This window comes from Pseudomonas inefficax (genome assembly GCF_032164165.1).
In the GTDB taxonomy this organism is placed as follows: domain Bacteria; phylum Pseudomonadota; class Gammaproteobacteria; order Pseudomonadales; family Pseudomonadaceae; genus Aquipseudomonas; species Aquipseudomonas inefficax.
Genome location: NZ_CP134401.1, coordinates 3,267,056 through 3,288,905, shown reverse-complemented (window position 1 = coordinate 3,288,905; position 21,850 = coordinate 3,267,056). Strand labels below are relative to the sequence as shown.

The 21,850-nt window shown below is 64.0% G+C and carries 18 protein-coding genes; 13 read left to right on the top strand and 5 right to left on the bottom strand.

The window, feature by feature from the left end:
• Positions 1-213 precede the first annotated feature (213 nt).
• From RIN61_RS14760 to RIN61_RS14750, 3 genes are all read left to right on the top strand, one after another.
• Positions 214-1,569 (top strand): MATE family efflux transporter, encoded by a 1,356-nt coding sequence (locus RIN61_RS14760; protein WP_313852569.1) that lies wholly within the window; start codon positions 214-216, stop codon positions 1,567-1,569.
• Between the two features lie 135 nt (positions 1,570-1,704).
• Positions 1,705-2,055 carry a polymorphic toxin type 44 domain-containing protein gene (locus RIN61_RS14755; RefSeq protein ID WP_252192246.1) on the top strand — a complete coding sequence of 117 codons (351 nt, stop codon included), beginning with the start codon at positions 1,705-1,707 and terminating at the stop codon, positions 2,053-2,055.
• Positions 2,033-2,464: a hypothetical protein gene (locus RIN61_RS14750; RefSeq protein WP_112254140.1), complete on the top strand. Its 432-nt coding sequence runs from the start codon at positions 2,033-2,035 to the stop codon at positions 2,462-2,464. The genes RIN61_RS14755 and RIN61_RS14750 overlap by 23 nt, the downstream gene beginning before the upstream one ends.
• Before the next feature lie 35 nt (positions 2,465-2,499).
• Here RIN61_RS14750 and speA read toward each other — a convergent pair whose 3' ends face one another.
• The 4 genes from speA to RIN61_RS14730 form a co-directional block, all read right to left on the bottom strand.
• On the bottom strand, positions 2,500-4,413 hold the full coding sequence (speA, locus tag RIN61_RS14745) for an arginine decarboxylase (protein WP_112254139.1): 1,914 nt from the start codon (positions 4,411-4,413) through the stop codon (positions 2,500-2,502).
• A 152-nt stretch (positions 4,414-4,565) separates the two neighbouring features.
• Positions 4,566-4,937: a translation initiation factor Sui1 gene (locus RIN61_RS14740; RefSeq protein WP_112254138.1), complete on the bottom strand. Its 372-nt coding sequence runs from the start codon at positions 4,935-4,937 to the stop codon at positions 4,566-4,568.
• A gap of 298 nt (positions 4,938-5,235) precedes the next feature.
• The gene (locus RIN61_RS14735; protein ID WP_112254137.1) at positions 5,236-5,772 is read right to left on the bottom strand and encodes an NUDIX hydrolase; all 537 of its coding nucleotides are present in this window, start codon (positions 5,770-5,772) and stop codon (positions 5,236-5,238) included.
• A gap of 2 nt (positions 5,773-5,774) precedes the next feature.
• Complete coding sequence (locus RIN61_RS14730) at positions 5,775-6,842, bottom strand: DUF2333 family protein (RefSeq protein WP_112254136.1); 1,068 nt, start codon at positions 6,840-6,842, stop codon at positions 5,775-5,777.
• A 248-nt stretch (positions 6,843-7,090) separates the two neighbouring features.
• Between RIN61_RS14730 and RIN61_RS14725 the strand changes: the two genes are divergently transcribed.
• The 6 genes from RIN61_RS14725 (at position 7,091) to accC (ending at position 15,198) form a co-directional block, all read left to right on the top strand.
• The gene (locus RIN61_RS14725) at positions 7,091-8,449 is read left to right on the top strand and encodes a diguanylate cyclase (RefSeq protein WP_112254135.1); all 1,359 of its coding nucleotides are present in this window, start codon (positions 7,091-7,093) and stop codon (positions 8,447-8,449) included.
• 225 nt (positions 8,450-8,674) lie between these two features.
• On the top strand, positions 8,675-10,636 hold the full coding sequence (locus RIN61_RS14720; RefSeq protein ID WP_112254134.1) for a methyl-accepting chemotaxis protein: 1,962 nt from the start codon (positions 8,675-8,677) through the stop codon (positions 10,634-10,636).
• 219 nt (positions 10,637-10,855) lie between these two features.
• Positions 10,856-12,628: a protein-disulfide reductase DsbD gene (locus tag RIN61_RS14715; RefSeq protein ID WP_112254133.1), complete on the top strand. Its 1,773-nt coding sequence runs from the start codon at positions 10,856-10,858 to the stop codon at positions 12,626-12,628.
• 179 nt (positions 12,629-12,807) lie between these two features.
• A complete protein-coding gene (gene aroQ, locus RIN61_RS14710; protein WP_003255330.1) occupies positions 12,808-13,263 on the top strand; it encodes a type II 3-dehydroquinate dehydratase in 456 nt (151 codons plus the stop codon).
• A gap of 100 nt (positions 13,264-13,363) precedes the next feature.
• The gene (gene accB, locus RIN61_RS14705) at positions 13,364-13,825 is read left to right on the top strand and encodes an acetyl-CoA carboxylase biotin carboxyl carrier protein (protein WP_112254132.1); all 462 of its coding nucleotides are present in this window, start codon (positions 13,364-13,366) and stop codon (positions 13,823-13,825) included.
• A 17-nt stretch (positions 13,826-13,842) separates the two neighbouring features.
• The gene (accC, locus tag RIN61_RS14700) at positions 13,843-15,198 is read left to right on the top strand and encodes an acetyl-CoA carboxylase biotin carboxylase subunit (RefSeq protein ID WP_112254131.1); all 1,356 of its coding nucleotides are present in this window, start codon (positions 13,843-13,845) and stop codon (positions 15,196-15,198) included.
• A gap of 284 nt (positions 15,199-15,482) precedes the next feature.
• Here the strand turns inward: accC and RIN61_RS14695 are convergent, their stop codons facing one another.
• Positions 15,483-17,336 carry a sigma-54-dependent Fis family transcriptional regulator gene (locus RIN61_RS14695; RefSeq protein WP_112254129.1) on the bottom strand — a complete coding sequence of 618 codons (1,854 nt, stop codon included), beginning with the start codon at positions 17,334-17,336 and terminating at the stop codon, positions 15,483-15,485.
• A gap of 283 nt (positions 17,337-17,619) precedes the next feature.
• Here RIN61_RS14695 and RIN61_RS14690 point away from each other — a divergent pair, with 283 nt between their 5' ends.
• The 4 genes from RIN61_RS14690 to RIN61_RS14675 are packed head-to-tail and all read left to right on the top strand — an operon-like array spanning position 17,620 to position 21,834.
• Positions 17,620-18,675, top strand: coding sequence for an ATP-NAD kinase family protein (locus tag RIN61_RS14690; RefSeq protein WP_207878840.1), 1,056 nt, complete (start codon positions 17,620-17,622; stop codon positions 18,673-18,675).
• Between the two features lie 22 nt (positions 18,676-18,697).
• The gene (locus RIN61_RS14685; protein ID WP_015268810.1) at positions 18,698-19,675 is read left to right on the top strand and encodes a thiamine pyrophosphate-dependent dehydrogenase E1 component subunit alpha; all 978 of its coding nucleotides are present in this window, start codon (positions 18,698-18,700) and stop codon (positions 19,673-19,675) included.
• 33 nt (positions 19,676-19,708) lie between these two features.
• Entirely contained in the window at positions 19,709-20,731 is a 1,023-nt protein-coding gene (locus RIN61_RS14680; protein WP_112254126.1) for an alpha-ketoacid dehydrogenase subunit beta, read from the top strand.
• A complete protein-coding gene (locus RIN61_RS14675; protein ID WP_215521446.1) occupies positions 20,728-21,834 on the top strand; it encodes an acetoin dehydrogenase dihydrolipoyllysine-residue acetyltransferase subunit in 1,107 nt (368 codons plus the stop codon). The genes RIN61_RS14680 and RIN61_RS14675 overlap by 4 nt, the downstream gene beginning before the upstream one ends.
• Positions 21,835-21,850 lie beyond the last annotated feature (16 nt).

The window sequence follows — 21,850 nt, the reverse complement described above, 5'->3', positions numbered from 1 at the left end:
AGCAACTATAGCGCAACTATGGTCGCGCGAATTGGCTGTTTGGCCGGTACACTGCTGGCTATTCAGAAAAGCGGGGGCGCTCTGCGCCCCTTTCGCGACGCAAGGCCGCTCCCACAGGTACTGCACAGGCTTGCGGTTTGCACGCCCGCTGTGGGAGCGGCCTTGTGTCGCGAAAGGGCTGCGCAGCAGCCCCAGGATGCCCCAGGACACCCGATGACCTCACTGACCACCGACTGGCAGCACCGCCCCACCCACCACAAGGTCTGGGCCCTGGCCGCGCCGATGATCCTGTCCAATATCTCCGTACCGCTGGTAGCCCTGGTCGACAGCACGGTCATCGGCCACCTCCCTCACGCCCACCAGTTGGGTGCCGTGGCCGTGGGTGCCACGCTGTTCACCTTCATGGTCGGCCTGATGGGCTTCCTGCGCATGGGCTCCACCGGTTTCGCTGCTCAGGCCGCCGGCCGTGGCGACGGTGCAGCGTTGCGCCAAGTGCTGGTACAAGGGCTTTTGCTGGCAGTCGGCTTCGCCCTGCTGATCGGCCTGCTGGCGCTGCCCTTCAGCCAGCTGGCGTTGCACGCGATGCAACCCAGCGCGGCTCTGCAGCACGCCACCGAAGACTTCTTCCATACCCGCCTGCTCGGCCTGCCGGCGGCACTGGCCAGCTACGCCCTGGTCGGCTGGTTCCTCGGCACCCAGAACGCGCGGGCGCCGCTGGCCATCCTGCTGACCACCAACCTGCTGAACATCGCCTTGAACCTGTGGTTCGTGCTTGGCCTGAACTGGGGCGTGCTGGGTTCGGCGCGGGCGTCGGTGATTGCCGAATGGAGCGCTGCCCTGCTCGGCCTGGCCCTGACACGCCCGGCCTTGCGTGCCTACCCAGGGCAGATCGTATGGGCGGCGCTCAAGCGCTGGCAGGCCTGGCGGCCGCTGCTGGCGGTGAACCGCGACATCTTCCTGCGCAGCCTGGCGCTGCAACTGGTGTTCCTGCTGATAACCGTGCAGGGCGCACGCCTCGGTGAGGCTACCGTGGCGGCCAATGCCCTGCTGCTTAACGGCCTGCTGCTGACTGCCTATGCGCTCGACGGGTTGGCGCATGCGGTGGAGGCCCTGTGCGGCCATGCCATTGGCGCCCGCGACCGCGACACCCTGCGCCGCTCGCTGGTGGTGGCCTGTGGTTGGTCGATGATCACCAGCGTGGGGTTTGCCGGGTTGTTCCTGCTGGGTGGGCACCTGTTCATCGATTTGCAGACCGACATCGAGAGCGTTCGGGCAGCGGCTTATCCGTACCTGCCGTACCTGGCATTGCTGCCGTTGATTGCGGTATGGAGCTACTTGCTGGATGGGCTGTTCATTGGCGCGACCCGGGCGCGGGAGATGCGCAATGCGATGTTGCTGTCGGTGCTGATTGCGCTTCCGTTGGGCGTGCTCATGGGTGGGTTTGGCAACCATGGGTTGTGGTTGGCCTTCCTCGGGTTCATGGCGTTGCGGGCGGTGACGCTGGGGTGGGTGGGGTGGAAATTGAACCTGCAAGACAAGTGGGTGGCGGAGCAGGAGAACACAATATGAAAGAATTGCTCAGTTGACTGCATTAGATGGCTCAAGGCAAAAAAAGAGCTCTGCCCACGGAGGGGGCGTCATCTTCCATGCCATGAGCAAGGAGCCATCATGTACCCACCACCTGCACCTTCTGGCGTCTGTGTAATGAGCAACATGCATGCTGCCAGCCGAGAGCGTGATTACTTCAAAAATGGCGGCACCGGCTTTTTAATATCGTGGTTCTATTCCATGGTTCGAAATGGAGGTAAGTGGGACTACAAGCAACAAGGAAGGAAGTATGAGGCCTTGGGAAATTTCAATTACGGCGCAACCGGAACTGCTGCTGGTCTCTCGGAAGAATTCTTGTTGAGAGGCGCCGGGTGGGCGCAAAGCCGTGCTGGCACCAGTAACTCTACATTTGGCTCATGGTGGGGGGACCCGCCTTATGGTGACGATCCCGAAGATCAGGAATGGATCAAGGCAGGTATCAGATATGCGAAGACGTTCGGCTACTAAATGGCTGATAGCCGCCCTGCTTCTGCTCGCCCTCGGACAAGCCCTATGGATTCTCACCTCAGGCTCCAAACCTGTGTTGACCAAGGTTGTTTCTGTCACCCCTATTGGCAAACACAGCGCAGTCTATGAAGTGCTAAGCAATGACGGTGGGGCGACGGTGCCGCTGATTTATTTGTACTTTGTGGCTGAACAAACCCAGCGAGATGAGCAGGTACTACCGAATCTAGAGAGACTTAAACCTTTTCTGGTGACACGGCAATCTGGCGCGATAGAGCACGTGGAGGGTTTGAAAATAGCGGCCCGAACTCAGGATACGGTGTACAGCTATTCGAGCACATCGATTCTCAAAGAGAATGGTGCTGTTGTGCCAATCACTATCGAGCTCACGGCAACAGCTCACCCAAAGTAGAAAAAGAAGGGGCCGCATAGCGGCCCCTCTTGCAGTCAGGAAGACAGGTACGAAGACCGGGTCAGACCAAGGCGCAGGGCATCCAGGTACTGGGTCCGCTCACGCGCGGTGATCCTGGCGCTGGCCACCTTGTCACGGTAGTGCGTCATCAATTCCTCCGGCGACAGGTGCACGTAGCGCAGCATGTCTTCGATGGTATCGTGGGTCTCGATACCGGCGTGGTACACACTACCGTCGGCGTTCTGGTAGATGTTCACCGAGTCGGTGTCACCGAACAGGTTGTGCATGTCACCGAGGATCTCCTGGTAGGCACCGACCAGGAACACACCCAGCAGGTAATCCTCGCCCTCCTTCACCGCATGCACCGGCATGCTGGTCTCGATGCTCTGCTCGTCCACGTACTGGTTGATCTTGCCGTCGGAGTCGCAGGTCAGGTCCTGCAGCACGGCACGACGCATCGGCTCTTCGTCCAGGCGGTGCAGCGGGATGATCGGCAGTACCTGGCCGATGGCCCAGGTGTCCGGCAGGCTCTGGAACACCGAGAAGTTGCAGATGTACTTGTCGGCCAGCTTGTCGTTCAGCTCGTCCAGCACCTGACGGTGCGAGCGCTGGCGGGCTTTCAGCGAGTTGTGCAGGCGGCGGCACACGGCAAAGTAACACTGCTCGGCCAGGGCTTTCTCGGCCAGGCTGATCTTGCCATCGGCATACTGCGCAGCCACGTCACCCATGTAGTGGGTGGCGCGCCAGTAGGTCTCGGTCACCATCTCTATGTCGGTCGGGCCGAGCAGGTCGACCAGCCACTGCACGGTCTCGGGCAGGGCTTCCTTGTTCTCGATGGTCGGCACGTCGTCGTTGTGCTTCTCGACGTCGGTCACCTGGATGACCAGCATGGCGTGGTGCGCGGTCAGCGAACGGCCGCTCTCGGAGAAGATGTGCGGGTGCGGCAGGCCCTGCGCGTCGCAGAACTCCTTGAGCATGCCCACCACCACGCCGGCGTAGTCGTCCATGTCGTAGTTGATCGAGCTGGCATTGCGCGAGTGGGTACCGTCGTAGTCCACGCCCAAACCGCCGCCCACATCGATATGGTCGACCGGCAGGCCCAGCGCACGCAGCTCACCGTAGTAACGGATGGCTTCCTTGAAGCCGTGCTGGTAGTCGGCCAGGTTGGCAATCTGCGAACCCATGTGGAAGTGCAGCAGGCGGATACCCTGGTCCAGGCCGGCATCGCGGAAGCGCTGAACCACCGAAATCAGCTGGGCGGCGGACAAGCCGAACTTGGACTTCTCGCCGCCAGTGTCGGCCCACTTGCTCGAAGCCAGCGACGACAGCCGTACACGCAGGCCGACCTGTGGCTTGACCTTGAGCTCGGCGGCCTCCTCGATCACCAGAGCCACTTCCGACTCTTTCTCGATGACGATGAACACGTTGTGGCCAAGCTTCTGGCCCATCAGCGCCAGGCGGATGAACTCGCGGTCCTTGTAGCCGTTGCAGACGATGGTGCCGCCCTTCGGTGCCAGCGCCAGCACGGCCAGCAGCTCTGGCTTGGAGCCGGCTTCCAGGCCAATGGAGACGTTCTGCGTGGCGATGATGTTTTCCACCACCGCTTCCTGCTGGTTGACCTTGATCGGGTACAGCGCGGTGTACTTGCTCTGGTATTCCAGGCGCGCGATGTTGGCATCGAAGGCGCCGGTCAGCTGGCGCACGCGGTCCTGCAGAATGTCGGGGAAGCGCACCAGCAATGGCAGCGACAAGCCGCTCTGGCGCAATTCGTCGACCTGTTCGAACAGGTCGATCGGTGCGCTTTTCGGGCCGTTGGGGCGCACTTCGACGCGCCCGGCTTCATTGATGGCGAAATAACCAGCGCCCCAATGGCGGATACCATAAACACTGCGGCTGTCGGCCACGGTCCATTGGCTACCATCGTCTTTGCGTGTGCGTCGTACGGACATTCAAGTCCCCTATAGATAAGTCGAAGACACTGCCCCGCAAGGTGGCGGGCGCAGTGTAAAAGCCAAAAATGACGATTCGTCCGTGCCCTGGGGTAGACCCTGGTCATGGCAACGAGTTTAGAAAGCACTGGGCAAAAAATCGCGTGGCCGCATCAGCCGCCGGACTTTTTCGCCTTGAAGCCCTGTTTGGTCAGCTCACCGATCAGCAGCTCGACATGGTCGCCCTGGATTTCGATGACCCCATCCTTCAGGGCGCCACCGGTACCGCAACGGCGCTTGAGGGTAGCGGCCAGCTCCTTGAGCTGGTCGAGCGGCAGCGGCACGCCGGTGACGGTGGTCACGGTCTTGCCGCCGCGGCCCTTGCTTTCGCGGCGCACACGGGCAATGCCATCGCCTTCGGGGATGACCTGCTGCTTGCAGGTACAGGCATCCACCGGCTGGCCACAGTCGGGGCAGTGCCGACCGGCGTCGGTGGAGTAAACGAGACCGCCAAGGGCGGCGAAGGAAGAAGCTTTCTTGGCCACTTTTGTTCCTCTGTGCTGAGGACAAAAACTGGTCGGCCCCAGGGGGTTGAGCCCGACCGCGAAGCCCCACTCTGGCAGGGGCGGCGCTACCACCGCAAGACCTGCGGCAGCCCGAAAAGGGCGCGCAGTGTAACGATAAATCCGGCTGTTGCTAAGTACCGGAATGCGGCATTTTGCGAATGTTTTGCGACCCCTTCGCGGGTAAACCCGCTCCCACAGGTATTGCGCAGGTTTCACGGCCTGTGAAATCCCTGTGGGAGCGGGTTTACCCGCGAAGGGGCCGGCATGGCCCACGCATCTATTTGAGGCTGGCTTTATAGCGCTGCAACGCCGCCAACGAGTCCGGGCAATACGGCTTCGTCAGGCTTTCTTGCTCAGCCTGCTCCAGACCAATGAAGCGCGCCTCGATCACCTCTTCCGGCTGCAAGCGCAACGGCGCATTCGACACCGCCGAATACACCGCACACCACAAGTGGTTATCCGGCTGGTCAAAGTAGAACCGCTCATGAAAACGCAGCTCCACACCGTCGATCCCCAGCTCCTCGGCCAGCTCTCGCGCTGCCGAATCGGCATACGCCTCCCCGGCCGTCACCATGCCGCCTGCCGCCACATCCCAGTACCCCGGGTACAGCGCCTTGCTCAGGGTGCGCCGGTGCACGCACAGTTCACCGGCACTGTTGAACAGCAGAATGAACGTGCAACGCCCGATCAGGCCGCGCTCGCGCAGTTCGGCACGGGGCAAGGCCCCCAGCACCTGGTCGGCTTCGTCCACCCAGGTGACCAGTTCTCGGTCGGAAGCTGCCCGGTGGGCGGCCTCGTTCGGGCTGATAGCCATCATCAACCTTGCGACAGCAGCTGACGCAGGTCGATGACCGCCGCGTTGGCGCGGGAAATGTAGTTGGCCATGACCAGCGAGTGGTTGGCCCACATGCCGAAGCCGCTGCCATTGAGCACCATCGGGCTCCACAGTGCTTCCTGCGAGGCTTCCAGCTCACGGATGATCTGGCGCACGCTGACCGTGGCGTTCTTCTTCGCCAGCACGTCGGCAAAGTCCACCTCGATGGCGCGCAGCAGGTGCGACAGCGCCCAGGCCTGGCCACGGGCTTCGTAGAACACGTTGTCGATCTGCAGCCATGGGGTTTCCACCAGTTCCTCGTCCACCTGCGGCGCCTGGCCGGCGACCACCGACTCGGTCTTCAGCGTGGTGTTGAGCTTGACCCGGCCAACGCTGGCCGACAGGCGCTGCGACAGCGAGCCCAGGCGGGTGGCCACATCACCCAGCCAGTTGTTCAGGTTGTCGGCACGGGTGTAGAAGATCGCACCCTTGTCGCCGGCAGCCAGACGGGTCTGGTAGCGGGTAAGCGACTTGATGCCCTCTTCGAACTCCGACTCGCTCGACGGCAGGATCCAGCTCTTGTTGTCGAAGTTGAACCGCGGCTCGGCCTTGGCCAGGTCGGCGTCTTCGGTGGACTGCGACTGCGAACGTGCGAAGTCCTTGCGCAGGGCGCGGGACAGGTCGCGCACCTGGACCAATACGCCATATTCCCAGCTCGGCATGTTGTCCATCCACAGCCCTGGCGGGAAGCGGTCGTTGGAAATGTAGCCACCCGGCTTGTTCAGCAAGGTGCCGGCCACGGTCTTGAGGGTTTCGATAGTGGTGTAGCCCACCACCATCTGCTGGCCAGTGCGCTCGGCTGCAGCCTGGGCGCTCTGCTGCACCGGGAACAGCTCCGGCTCCTGGCTCCAGTACCAGCCAAGGCCGATACACACCAGCAGGTACAACCCGATCAGGGTCCCCAGGGCACGGCTCCAGAGGCCGCCAAGGTAGCTACGGGCAGCGGCGCCACGGCCGTCGACACGCTCGCGGGGCTCGGCTTTGGCCTCACGGTTTTTCCAGTCCAGCATGGCTTTGTCCTTAATCAGTCACGACGGTTCAGGGGCTTGGACCACAGGCCTGCGCCAGGGTGCCACGGCAAGCCCGCGTGGCAGCACTATAAAGCAGACACCGCCTTACGCATAAGCGACCAATCGGTCAGCAACTGAATAATCGTTCTGGCCGCTTTGTTGATGCAGGGCAGTCACGCGCCTGAAAAGAACTGCTAGCATAGAGCCATCATTGCCCCTGCACACCCCAACCTACAAGTAGCCAGGACATGAGCCAAGCAGCCGAGCCGAGCCCGCTGTGCCCCGCCCAACAGCTGACGCGTAGCGGCCTGCGCAAGGACGACCCGCTCGACCAGGTGCTGCTGCCGCCCCTGCGCAGGCCGGTGTACATCCTGCTGCAGGACCACGAGCGAGCCCAGCGCCTGGCCCAGCAACTGGAATTCTTTGGCCTGGTGGTGCAGACGCTTGCCAGCGCCGCAGCTTTTCTGGCCTCGATCAGCGAATATCCGCCCTCGGCCATCATCATGGATGTCGACTTCAATGGTGCCGGCCAAGGCCTGCTGCTGGCTGCCCAGGTGCAGCAGGGGCTGGCCCGGCATATACCGCTGCTGTTCTTCAGCCACCACGAAACCGACACCCCGACCCGCCTGGCAGCAGTGCGCGCCGGTGGCCAGGACTTCCTCACCGGCACCCTGGAAGCCTCCAGCCTGCTGGAAAAGGTCGAACTGCTGACCAATGCCACCCCGCACGACCCGTTGCGCGTGCTGATCATCGACGACTCGCGCACCCAAGCCCTGTACACCGAGCGTGTGCTGGCCAGCGCCGGCATGATCACCCGCAGCCTGACCGACCCGATCCGCACCATGGCCGAGCTGGCCGACTTCCAGCCCGACCTGATCATCCTCGACCTGTACATGCCAGCCTGCACCGGCCCTGAGCTGGCCAAGGTGATCCGTCACAGCGACCGTTATGTCAGCGTGCCGATCATCTACCTGTCTGCCGAGGACGACCTGGACAAGCAGCTGGATGCCATGAGCGAAGGCGGTGATGACTTCCTGACCAAACCGTTTCGCTCACGCCACCTGATCACCACCGTGCGCAACCGCGCCGCCCGTGCCCGGCACCTGAAGGCGCGCATGGTGCGCGACAGCCTGACCGGGTTGTACAACCACACCCACATCCTGCAACTGCTGGAAGACTGCAGCTTCCGCGCCCGTCGCGAGCAGCAGCCGTTGAGTTTTGCGATGCTCGACATCGACCACTTCAAGAAGATCAACGACCGCCACGGCCACCCCATGGGCGACCGAGTGATCAAAAGCCTGGCGCTGTTTCTCAAGCAGCGCTTGCGCAAGACCGATTTCATTGGCCGTTACGGTGGTGAAGAGTTCGCCATTGTCATGCCCAATACCGCACTGGACGCAGCGCACAAGGTGCTGGACGAAATCCGCCGGCGCTTTGCCGAGATACTCTACCCGGCGCAGCCGCGGGACTTGCAGTGCACCTTCAGTGCAGGGGTGGTGCAGCTGGATGAGGGGCTGGACGCGCTGACCATGGCCAGTGCGGCGGACGAGGCGCTGTATCGGGCCAAGCATGCCGGGCGTAATTGTGTGGTGCGTGTAGAGCCCTGAATCAAACTTTGCCTGTGCCGGCCTCTTCGCGGCTAAAGCCGCTCCCACAGGGATTGCGCAGTCCCTGTGGGAGCGGCTTTAGCCGCGAAGAGGCCGGCACAGGTTAGAATAGAGGCACTGTGCCACTTTTTTATGGCGCCAACCGCCTGTCGTCATCACCCCGTCACAAAATCGCAATAACTTCAGCCACCGACCTCTCCCCTCCCCCGCAGGAAGCTCGCGGCTATGCGCCTGAAGTGGCTGACCAATTTCAACACCCTGTTGCTGGTAACCGTGTGTATCGCCCTGGGCGCCACCTTGTGGTGGTCGCAGCGGGCCCTGGAGCGCCCCTACCAACTGATGGAGCGCTACCTGGGCCTGTCCCAGCAGTTCCAGAACCAGGCGGCCCGCAACATTCAGGCCTACCTGGGCAGCGGCGATGCCCTGCGCCACGCTGCGGCGATGGAGGCCAACCAGCAGCTGCAGGCCGCGCTGGCCGAATGGCCTGGCGAACTGGCCGACAAACTGCGCCCCAGCCTGGACAACCTGCAAGCCTTTACCGCCGAAGAGCTGCTGGCCGCGGGCAAGCTGGCCGGCGACCCGCAAGCGCTGCTGCTGCAGGCCGAGCGGGAACTGGGCGCCAACTTCGAACAACTGGCCGGCTACGCCCGCGACAGCGGCAGCGCCGACGCCAACCGCTACCTGGTGCCACTGCTCGACGCCACCGTGCACCTCGGTCGCCTGTCGCTGGCCCGGGACAAGTTGGTCAGCAGCGGCCGCCCGGAGCTGGCCGACGAAGTGGAGCGCGAGCTGCAACTGATCCGCGCCCAGGCCCAGGCGATCGATGCCTTGCCCTTGCTGGGCGTAACCCGCACCGCTGAATCCGGTGCCGACGACTTCGCCGCTTTGATGGGCCTGGAAACCCAGGCCAGCACCCAACAGGAAGACATTGCCGTTGGCCTCAAGCGCGAGCTGCAGAGCCTGCTCGGCCGCTACCCGTCCGAACTGCAGCGCACCCGCGAACAGATCGAGCGCCGCGTCGCCCTGGCCGCCAGCACCGGCCAGCGCCTGGAGGCCGTGCAGCAGGCCATTGCGGCGCTGGAGCCCGAGGTACGCGCCCTGCATGCGAAAATTGCCGCCGAAGTACGCATCATCCAGGGCCTGATGATCGGCCTGATCCTGCTTATCGCCCTGCTTATCGACACCTTGCAACGCCGCCTGGCGCGTACCCTTACCGGCCTGGCCCCAGCCCTGTCGCGCTGGGCCGAGGGTAACTTCGCCGAGGTCATTGCCCTGGGCAGGACCAACCGCGAACTGCGCGACATCCAGGAATCGCTCAACCGCCTGCGCCAGTACCTTGTGGAGCTGGTCGGCACCATCCGCCACAACGCCGAGCAGGTGGCTGGCAGCAGCCATGCCCTGGCCGGCATGAGCGCCGCCCTGCATGACGGCGCCGAACGCCAGGCCGGCGACACCGGGCAGATCCGCGATGCCCTGGGCGAACTGGAAGCGACCATCCAGCAAGTGGCCGGCGACGCCAGCGCCGCAGCCGATGCCAGCCGCGATGCAGGGCGTGCAGTGGAGCAGGGCCAGGCGGTGATCGGCCAGAGCCTGTCGGGTTTGCGTGAGCTGGTCGACGAGGTGCAGGGCAACGCCCGCATGATCGAACAACTGGCGGAGGAGTCTGCAACCATCGGCGGCGTGCTGACGGTGATCCGCTCGATCGCCGAGCAGACCAACCTGCTGGCGCTGAATGCCGCGATCGAAGCGGCCCGCGCCGGTGAAATGGGCCGTGGCTTTGCCGTGGTTGCCGATGAGGTGCGTTCGCTGGCACAGCGCACCACCGGGGCTACCGGCGAAATTCAGGCCCTGATCGACCGCTTGCAGCAGGCAGCCAGAAGTTCGGTGGCCGGGATGCGTGCGCAGCTTGAGCATGCCGAGGCCACGGCCAACCAGGCCCAGGCGGCGGATGGGGCGCTGGACGAGATTGTCTGCGCCATTCGCACCATTTCGGACACTGCGGTGCGGATTGCCGATGTCACGGCGCAGCAGAGTGGAGCCGTGAGCGAGATCCGCGACCACAGCGAGCGGATTCACGAGCTGGGTGAGGACAACCTGCAGCGCATTGGCGAGGGGCGCGAGCAAGGGGAGCAGTTGCTGAGCCTGGGGGGTGAGCTGAACCGGGCGGTGCGGGCATTCAGAGTCTAGGTTGGCCTGTGCTGGCCTCTTCGCGGGTAAACCCGCTCCCACAGGGTCAGCGCAGGGCTTGAAGCCCATGCGGTCGAGGTGGGAGCGGGTTTACCCGCGAAGAGGCCGGCACAGGCAGCACATGAGCCAGCGGCCATGTGTCGCCCCCGATACCAGCATGGCCCCAACCCGCACCAACTCCGCTATCATGCCCAGCACGTTCCACCTCGCGAGTCCGCCATGCGCCGCCTGTTTTTCCTGCTGTTCCTGCTGCTGGCCAGCCCTGTCTTCGCCGCGGGCCTGCTCGACAACCGCCCCAGCGCCACCCTCGGCGCAGCCTCGCTGGCCAACAACGCCGACTTCCTGCCGGTACACGAGGCCTTCAAGCTCAGCCTGGTCCAGGCCGATGCGCAAACCATCAAGCTGCGCTTCGTCGCTACCGACGGCTACTACCTTTACCGGCACCGTTTCCAGTTCCGCACCGAACCGGCCGACATTGCCCTGGGCACACCAAGCATCCCCGAGGGCGAAGCCAAGCACGATGAATTCTTCGGCGATGTCGAGGTGTACCACGGCGTGCTCGATATCGAGCTGCCGCGCAACGACCCGCGTGCCTTCACCCTGCTGGTGGGCTACCAGGGCTGCGCTGACAAAGGCCTGTGCTACCCACCGGAAACCGCACGCCTGAGCATTGATGGCGAAGGCCGCGCAAGCACCCCGGCCAGCGCTGAACACGCCTGGAGCTGGAAGTCGCTGCTGCTGTTCTTCATTGCCGGGGTCGGCCTGACGTTCACCCCCTGCGTGCTGCCGATGCTGCCGATCCTCTCCGGCGTGGTGCTGCGTGGCCAGGCCGGCGGCCTGCGCGGGCTGGCGTTGTCACTGGCCTACGTGCTGCCGATGGCAGCCAGCTTCGCGGTACTCGGAGCCCTGATGGGGTTGTTCGGCGCCGGCCTGAACCTGCAGGCGCGCCTGCAGTCGGCCTGGGTGCTGGTGCCCTTCGCGCTGTTCTTCGTGGTGTTCGCCCTGGCCATGTTCGGCCTGTTCGAACTGAAACTGCCGCAAGCCCTGAACAACCGACTGAACAATGTCGCCAGCCACACCCGAGGCGGCTCGCTGCTGGGCGCGGCAATACTGGGCGTACTCTCCAGCCTGCTGGTTTCGCCCTGTGTGTCGGCGCCGCTGGCCGGTGCGCTGCTGTACATCAGCGCCAGCGGCGATGCTCTGGGTGGCGCACTCAAGCTGTTCGCCCTGGGCCTGGGCATGGGCGCACCATTGCTGCTGGTGGCCACCGGCGGCGCAGCCTGGCTGCCGAAGAGCGGCCCTTGGCTGAACACGGTGAAAAACGCCATCGGCGTCCTGCTGCTGGGCTTGGCCATCGGCTTGCTCAGCCGAGTGCTGCCAGGCCCGCTGACCTTGCTGCTGGTCGGTTTCCTCGCCGCTGGCGTGGCGCTGTTCCTCGGCGCCCTCGAATTCGTGGTCAAGCCCGCGCGCCAGCGCCTGGCCCAACTGCTCGGTCTGGCCCTGCTGGTGTACGCCCTGGCCTGCTGGTACGGCGCCCTCAGCGGCCAGGGCGACCCGCTGCGCCCGCTGCCGCCGGCAACCCTGGTGGCCACCGGCAACGGGCCGGCGGTGCAGGCGGATAGCTGGCAGACCATCATTACCCCCGCCGCACTGGAAGCTGCGTTGGCCCAGGCCAAGGCCGCCGGCCAGCCAGTGCTGCTGGACTGGTACGCCGACTGGTGCATCAGCTGCAAGGTGATCGAACGTGAGGTGCTGACTGCCCCGCAGGTGCAAGCGCAACTGGCCGGCTTCAAACTGCTGCGTTTCGACATCACCGAAAGCAATGCCGAACAACGCAGCCTGCTCGACCGCTACCAGCTGTTCGGCCCACCCGCCCTGTTGTTCTTTGCCGCGAACGGTAGCGAAATAACCGCTGATCGGGTCATTGGCGAGATAAATACCGGTGAATTTGCGCAAACGTTGACACGCGTGCGCGGCAAAGTCGGTCTATAACTTCCCGCGTGCTGTGAAAAAACCTCAAATCAGTGACCGAATTTAAATATTTGGTCACATACTTCGCGCGAACCTCGGACATCGTGCTGGCTATTGCCGGGAACTGGACACTTGCCGTCGCTTTACGGCACACTCGCCGCGCTGTGTCGAATTGCCCTACAAATCCAAGGAATCCGCAGATGGCAACGCTACTGGTGCTTCACGGCCCCAACCTCAACCTGCTCGGTACCCGCGAGCCTGGCCACTACGGCGCCGTGACCCTGGCCCAGATCAACCAGGACCTGGAGCAACGTGCCCGCGCCGCAGGCCACCATCTGCAGTACCTGCAGAGCAATGCCGAATACGAACTGATCGACCGCATTCACGCCGCACGCAACGAGGGTGTGGACTTCATCCTGATCAATCCGGCTGCTTTCACCCATACAAGCGTCGCATTACGTGACGCATTGCTTGCGGTGAGCATCCCATTCATCGAAGTGCATCTGTCCAACGTGCACAAACGCGAACCGTTCCGCCACCACTCCTACTTTTCCGATGTTGCCGTAGGAGTGATCTGCGGCCTGGGCGCCAGCGGTTATCGCCTGGCCCTGGAGTCCGCGCTGGAACAACTGGCTGCCAACGCACAGCCCAAATGATGAAAACCCTGGCCTCAGTGGGCCAGGGTTCGAGAGAAACGTTTCAGATACGTTTTTTTGTATTTCGCCCCCTGACCGAACCTTTGGGAGTTGATGATTAATGGATATCCGTAAAGTCAAGAAACTGATCGAGCTGCTGGAAGAGTCTGGCATCGACGAGCTGGAGATCAAGGAAGGCGAAGAGTCGGTCCGTATCAGCCGTCACAGCAAGACCCCGGCTGCCCAGCAGTTCTACGCACCTGCCCCGATGGCTGCCGCTCCTGCTGCTGCCCCGGTTGCCGCTGCTGCCCCTGCCGCCGAAGCCGCTGCCGCCGCCCCGGCTCTGAAAGGCACCGTGATCCGCTCGCCAATGGTAGGTACCTTCTACCGCAAGCCTTCGCCGACCTCGCCGAACTTCGCTGAAGTTGGCCAGACCGTGAAGAAAGGCGACACCCTGTGCATCGTCGAAGCCATGAAGATGATGAACCACATCGAAGCCGATGTTGGCGGTGTCATCGATGCCATCCTGGTAGAAGACGGCCAGCCGGTTGAGTTCGACCAGCCGCTGTTCACCGTCGTTTGAATCGCGGAGAGCCAACGATGTCTGGGAAGCTCGAAAAAGTCCTGATCGCCAACCGCGGGGAAATTGCCCTGCGGATCCTGCGTGCCTGCAAAGAGCTGGGTATCAAGACAGTCGCCGTGCACTCCACCGCCGACCGTGAACTGATGCACCTGGGGCTGGCAGACGAGTCGGTCTGCATCGGCCCTGCATCGTCCAAGGATTCCTACCTGCATATCCCGGCGATCATCGCTGCCGCCGAAGTGACCGGCGCCACCGCGATTCACCCGGGCTACGGCTTCCTGGCGGAAAACGCCGATTTCGCCGAGCAGGTGGAAAAATCCGGTTTCGCCTTCATCGGCCCGAAAGCCGACACCATTCGCCTGATGGGCGACAAGGTTTCGGCCAAGGACGCGATGATCAAGTCGGGCGTACCGACCGTGCCGGGCTCCGATGGCCCACTGCCGGAAGACGAAGAGGTCGCCCTGGCGATCGCTCGTGACGTCGGCTACCCGGTGATCATTAAGGCCGCCGGTGGCGGTGGTGGTCGCGGCATGCGCGTGGTGCACAAGGAAGAGGACCTGATTGCCTCGGCCAAGCTCACCCGTACCGAAGCCGGCGCCGCCTTCGGCAACCCGATGGTCTACCTGGAGAAGTTCCTGACCAACCCACGCCACGTGGAAGTACAGGTACTGTCCGACGGCCAGGGCAACGCCATCCACCTGGGCGACCGTGACTGCTCGCTGCAGCGCCGTCACCAGAAGGTACTGGAAGAAGCGCCAGCCCCGGGCATCGACGAAAAAGCCCGTCAGGAAGTGTTCAAGCGCTGCGTCGATGCGTGCATCGAGATCGGCTACCGTGGTGCGGGTACTTTCGAGTTCCTGTACGAGAACGGCCGCTTCTACTTCATCGAGATGAACACCCGCGTGCAGGTTGAGCACCCGGTGTCGGAGATGGTGACCGGTATCGACATCGTCAAGGAGATGCTGAGCATCGCCGCTGGCAACAAGCTGTCGTTCCGCCAGGAAGACGTGGTCATCCGTGGCCATGCGCTGGAATGCCGTATCAACGCCGAAGACCCGAAGAAGTTCATCCCGAGCCCAGGCAAGGTGAAGCACTTCCACGCCCCGGGCGGCAACGGCGTACGTGTGGATTCGCACCTGTACAGCGGTTACTCGGTTCCGCCGAACTACGACTCGCTGATCGGCAAGCTGATCACCTACGGCAAGGACCGCGACGAAGCCATGGCGCGCATGCGCAATGCCTTGGACGAGATCGTCGTCGACGGCATCAAGACCAACATCCCGCTGCACCGCGACCTGGTGCGTGATGAAGGTTTCTGCAAAGGCGGCGTCAACATTCACTACCTCGAGCACAAACTGGCTAACGAAGAGTGATCGAGTAGTGTGATGTACCGAAAACCCCGGACTTGTGCCGGGGTTTTTTATTGCCTGCCAGGGCCTCGTCGCGGTCCTACAGGATGCATGCTGCCCTTGAGGTTTGTGCGGTAGCTGTGGGAGCGGGTTTACCCGCGAAGAATGCGACGCGGTGCATGGCACCGGCTTCGCCGGTGTTCGCGGGTGAACCCGCTCCCACAGGTATCGCGCATACCTCAGGAGCGACGCCGTTCTTGTAGGAGCGGCCTTGTGTCGCGAAAGGGGCGCACAGCGCCCCCAGGGCCCTACCCCTTCATCCGCGGCATCTCGATGTGATGCTCATGCACCCGCCGGTACAAGGTCGCCCGCGAGATCCCCAGAGCCCGCGCCGCATCAGCCGGCTTCCAGCGATGGCGGATCAGCGCATCCAGCAACAACTGCCGGGCCGGACAAGACGTGCTGCTTTCAGCCGAAGCGACCACCTCGCCGCGTACTTCCTGCGGCAGGTCCTGCACCTGCACCCGACCGCCCTCACTCACCGCACAGGCATAGCGCAACACCTGCCGCAGCTGGCGCAAATTCCCCGGCCAGCGATAAACCAGCAGCGCCTGCAGCGCATCATCCGCCAACACCACCTCGACCCCGCAGGCATCTGCCTCTTCGGCCAGCAACTGGTGAATCAACCCCAGGCGGTCCTCTCGCTCGCGCAGCGGTGGCAACTCGAAGCGGGCATTGGCCAGGCGGAAGTACAAATCCTCACGAAAACGCCCATCCTCCACCATCGCCGCCAAATCGCGATGGGTCGCGCAAATCACCTGGATATCCACCTGCTCCCGCCGCGCCGCGCCCAGCGGCGCCACTTCACCCTCGGCCAGCACACGCAGCAACCTGGTTTGCAGGTTCAGCGGCATGTCACCGATTTCGTCAAGGAACAGCGTGCCGCCATCGGCCTGCTGCAACAGCCCCTGCATGCCTTTGCTGGAAGCCCCGGTGAAGGCCCCGGCCACATAGCCGAACAGTTCACTCTCGATCAGGCTTTCCGGGATGGCCGCGCAGTTCAGGGTGACGAACGGGCCATCGCGACGCAGGCTTTGCTGATGCAGTTGGCGAGCGAATACTTCTTTGCCGGCCCCCGTCTCGCCTTGCACCAGCACCGCCAGGTTGCAGTCCTTGACCCGCGTGGCCAGGCGCAGATGCTGCTCGATGCGGGCGTCCTGGGCCTGGCGCAACGGCTGCGCACGCTGGCGCTGGCTGGGTGCGCTGACCCGGCCGTACAGCCCACCCAAGCCCGGCAGGCGTTGAGCGGACGATGCATTCACGCGGCGCAGCTGGTCCATGTCGAACAGTTCGCCAATGTGCTCGGGCAAACGCCCCAGGCGTTCCACCAGGCGCTGCCGAGCCAGGCTGTTGATCGCCTGCAGGCGGCCATCAGCGTCCCAGGCCAGCAGGTAGTCGGGCTGGCTTTCCACATAGCCCGGCGTGCCATGGGCACGCATCACCCAATGGCCCTGGGCACTGTGCATGAAGAAGGCATTTTCGATCTCGCGGGCAGTCTGCTCGACCAGTTGGCGGATCAGGTGCTGGCTGCGGCGGTCATCCGGCGATTGCAAGGCCGAGACATCCACCACGCCCAGCAACTCGCCCAACGGGTCGAACACCGGTGCCGCCGTACAGGTCAGGCCAATGAACGCAGCGCGGAAGTGATCGCGCTTGTGCACCGTGACCGGCGCTTTGCTGGTCAACACCGCCGCCACGCCGCAGGTGCCCTCCTCGCCCTCCGACCAGCAGGTGCCCAGGTACAACCCGGCCTTGCGGCAGTCGTTGCGGATGGCCGACTCGACCCGGTAATCGATGGTGCGCCCCAGGGCATCGGTAAGCAGCACGCAGTAATCGGCACCGCGTACCCGCTCATGCAGGCGGGCCACGGCATCGCTGGCGATGCGCAGGAACAGTTCGGCGCGTTCGCGGCATTCGTTGAGCAGGCTTTGAGACAGGATGCGCGGCCCCTGCTGGGAACCGGGGTCGAGGCGGTACAGCTCCATGGAACGGCGCCATGAATCGAGGATCAGCGGCGGCACCGGCGCCTGCGGCAGGCGGTCGGCATTCTTCAGCACCCTGCTGACACAGTCGACATGGGCTCGGGAGTTCGCGGCAAGCATTCGGGCCCTCCGGTTCTCGTTGCTGTTTTTATCGTTGTCCGGCCATTAAGCGCCTCCTGGCATGCCTCGACAAGCACTGCGTGATTACCGGCCGGCTTGAGACGCAGCGTCTCAGCGTCTCGGTCATGCCGGCCCGGCGTTGGCACCCTGCGTCTCGCCGGCGCCGCCCTGGCTGCGCGCCTGAATGCCAACCAACCCCTCTAACGCGCCATTTTCGGCCACCCGAAAGAAAGCTGGCACCGGGCTTGCTCCTGCCTTGGCAAACAAGAATACGAGGTGCGCCATGCCGCTGCCCGCCCCGACCGTCGGGATCATTGCCAACCCTGCCTCTGGCCGCGACCTGCGCCGCCTGACCGCCAATGCCGGGCTCTATTCGAGCACCGACAAGGCCTCGGCGATCCAGCGCCTGCTGGCCGCCTTCGGTGCCACCGGCATCGGCCAGGTGCTGCTGCCCAGCGACATGACCGGCATTGCCGCCGCCGTGCTCAAGGCCGGCCAGGGCCCGATCGCCCGTGACCAGCACTGGCCAGCCATCGAGATACTTGACCTGCCGCTGACCCAGACTGTTGCCGATACCCGCCTGGCCACCCGCCTCATGGTCGAGCGCGGTGTGGCGATGATCGCCGTGCTCGGTGGCGACGGCACCCACAAGGCAGTCGCCGCCGAGGCCGGTGACGTACCGCTGCTGACCTTGTCCACCGGCACCAACAATGCCTTCCCCGAACTGCGCGAAGCCACCAGTGCCGGCCTGGCTGGCGGCCTGCTTGCCAGCGGCCGGGTACCGGCCAGCATCGGCCTGCGCCGCAACAAGCGCTTGCTGGTTAAGGTGCCCGAACAACATCTTGCCGAATGGGCCCTGGTGGAGGTGGCGGTGTCGCCCCAACGCTTCATCGGCGCTCGGGCCCTTAGCCGCAGCGAGGACCTTTGCGAAGTCTTCGCCTGTTTCGCCGAACCCCATGCCATCGGCCTGTCGGCCCTGTGCGGCCTGTGGTGCCCGGTGTCGCGCCAGGACCCGCACGGCGCCTGGGTACGCCTGAACCCCGGTGCCGAACAAGCACTGTTGGCACCGCTGGCACCCGGCCTGCTGCAAGGCTGCGGCATCACCGCCAGCGGCCCGCTGACGCCTGGCGTTGCCCATCGCCTGAGCCTGGCCAGCGGCACGCTGGCGCTGGACGGTGAACGCGAAATCGAATTCGCCGAACACGACACCCCCACCATCACCCTCGACCACCAAGGCCCGTTGAGCGTGGACGTCGAGGCCGTGCTGGCGCATGCCGCTCGCCATCACCTGCTGGCGGTACCTCGCGGCCACCGGTTGCACCCTGCAAACCCGTGTTGAGACAACCCTGGAGAACAACAAGATGTCCAATCAACTCAGTACCGAACAATTGCTGCATGCCTATGAAGTGATGCGCACCATCCGCGCCTTCGAAGAACGCCTGCACGTGGAGTTCGCCACCGGCGAGATCCCCGGCTTCGTCCACCTGTATGCCGGCGAAGAAGCTTCCGCCGCCGGGGTCATGGCCCACCTGCGTGACAGCGACTGCATCGCCTCGACCCACCGCGGTCATGGACACTGCATCGCCAAGGGCGTGGATGTGTACGGCATGATGGCCGAAATCTACGGCAAGAAGACCGGCGTGTGCGGGGGCAAAGGCGGCTCGATGCATATTGCCGACCTGGAAAAAGGCATGCTCGGCGCCAACGGCATCGTCGGTGCCGGTGCCCCCCTGGTGGCCGGGGCCGCACTTGCAGCCAAGATCAAGGGCCGTGACGACGTGTCGGTGGCCTTCTTCGGCGATGGCGCTTCCAACGAAGGCGCGGTGTTCGAAGCCATGAACATGGCGTCGATCATGAACCTGCCGTGCATCTTCGTCGCCGAGAACAACGGTTACGCCGAAGCCACCGCCTCGACCTGGTCGGTGGCCTGCGACCATATCGCCGACCGCGCTGCAGGTTTCGGCATGCCCGGGGTCACTATCGACGGTTTCGACTTCTTTGCCGTGTACGAGGCCGCCGGCGCTGCCATCGAACGCGCACGCTCCGGGCAAGGCCCGTCGCTGATCGAGGTCAAGCTCAGCCGCTATTACGGCCATTTCGAAGGCGATGCACAAACCTACCGCGCCCCTGATGAAGTGAAGAACCTGCGTGAATCCCGCGACTGCCTCATGCAGTTCCGCAACAAGACCACCCGCGCCGGCCTGCTCACGGCTGCGCAACTGGACGCCATCGATGCCCGCGTAGAGGACCTGATCGAAGACGCCGTGCGCCGCGCCAAATCCGATCCCAAGCCACAGCCCGCCGACCTGCTCACCGACGTCTACGTCGCCTACCCCTGAGCCGCGGATTACAAGAACAACAGGAGAACCACCATGGCAAGAAAGATCAGCTACCAGCAGGCCATCAACGAAGCCCTGGCCCAGGAAATGCGCCGCGACAACACGGTATTCATCATTGGCGAAGACGTTGCCGGCGGTGCCGGTGCCCCTGGCGAGGATGACGCCTGGGGTGGCGTGCTGGGCGTGACCAAGGGCCTTTACCACCAGTTCCCGGGGCGTGTACTCGACGCGCCGCTGTCGGAAATCGGCTACGTCGGCGCCGCCGTCGGTGCTGCCACCCAGGGCCTGCGCCCAGTGTGCGAGCTGATGTTCGTCGACTTCGCCGGCTGCTGTCTGGACCAGATCCTCAACCAGGCCGCCAAATTCCGCTACATGTTCGGCGGCAAGGCGGTCACCCCGCTGGTGATGCGCACCATGTACGGTGCCGGCCTGCGCGCGGCGGCCCAGCACTCGCAGATGCTGACCTCGCTGTGGACGCACATTCCAGGCCTGAAGGTGGTGTGCCCCTCCTCGCCGTACGATGCCAAGGGCCTGTTGATCCAGGCAATCCGCGACAACGACCCGGTGATCTTCTGCGAGCACAAGCTGTTGTACAGCATGCAAGGCGAGGTGCCGGAAGAGGTCTACACCGTGCCGTTCGGTGAAGCCAACTTCCTGCGCGATGGTGACGATGTGACCCTGGTCACCTATGGCCGCATGGTGCATGTGGCGCTGGAAGCAGCCAACAACCTGGCCCGCCAGGGTATCGACTGCGAAGTGCTGGACCTGCGCACCACCAGCCCGCTGGATGAGGACAGTATCCTGGAAAGCGTGGGAAAGACCGGCCGCCTGGTGGTGATCGACGAAGCCAACCCGCGTTGCTCCATGGCCACCGACATCAGCGCGCTGGTGGCACAGAAGGCCTTCGGCGCGCTCAGGGGCCCGATCGAAATGGTCACCGCCCCGCATACTCCTGTGCCGTTCTCCGATGCCCTGGAAGACCTGTACATCCCCGACGCGGCAAAGATCGAGGCTGCGGTACGCAAAGTGATCGAAGCCGCAAGGAGTGCCGCATGAGCCAGATCCATACCCTGACCATGCCCAAGTGGGGCCTGTCGATGACCGAAGGCCGGGTGGACACCTGGCTCAAGCAGGAAGGTGACGAAATCAACAAGGGCGACGAGGTGCTGGACGTCGAGACCGACAAGATCAGCAGCAGCGTCGAAGCCCCGTTCAGCGGTGTGCTGCGTCGCCAGGTGGCCAAACCGGATGAAACCCTGCCGGTCGGTGCGCTGCTGGCGGTGGTGGTGGAAGGTGAAGCCGAAGAAGCTGAAATCGATGCCGTGGTGCAGCGTTTCCAGGCCGAGTTCGTCGCCGAAGGTGGTGCCGACCAGGCCCAAGGCCCAGCCCCGCAGAAGGCGGAAGTGGGCGGTCGCCTGCTGCGCTGGTTCGAACTGGGCGAAGGCGGAACGCCGCTGGTGCTGGTGCACGGTTTTGGTGGCGACCTGAACAACTGGCTGTTCAACCACCCGGCACTGGCTGCTGAACGACGGGTAATCGCCCTCGATCTGCCGGGCCATGGCGAGTCGGCCAAGGCCCTGCAACGAGGGGACCTGGATGAGTTGAGCGAAACCGTGCTGGCCCTGCTCGACCACCTGGATATCGCCAAGGCCCACCTGGCCGGCCACTCCATGGGTGGCGCGGTCAGCCTGAACGTGGCGCGCCTGGCACCGCAGCGGGTTGCCAGCCTGAGCCTGGTGGCCAGTGCCGGGTTGGGCGAGGCGATCAACGGGCAGTACCTGCAAGGCTTCGTCGCTGCCGCCAACCGCAATGCCCTCAAGCCGCAGATGGTGCAGCTGTTTGCCGACCCGGCACTGGTCACCCGGCAGATGCTGGAGGACATGCTCAAGTTCAAGCGCCTGGAAGGGGTAGACGAGGCGTTGCGACTGCTGGCATCGGCCATCGCCGACGGCGACCGGCAGTGCCATGACCTGCGCGGGATACTGGGGCAACACCCGGCCCTGGTGGTGTGGGGCGGCAAGGACGCGATCATCCCGGCCAGCCATGCCGAAGCGCTGGAGGCTGAGGTGCTGGTGCTGCCCGAGGCTGGGCACATGGTGCAGATGGAGGCGGCCGAACAGGTCAACCAGCAACTGCTCGCGTTCCTGCGCAAGCACTAAGCCCTTTCCGTGAGCC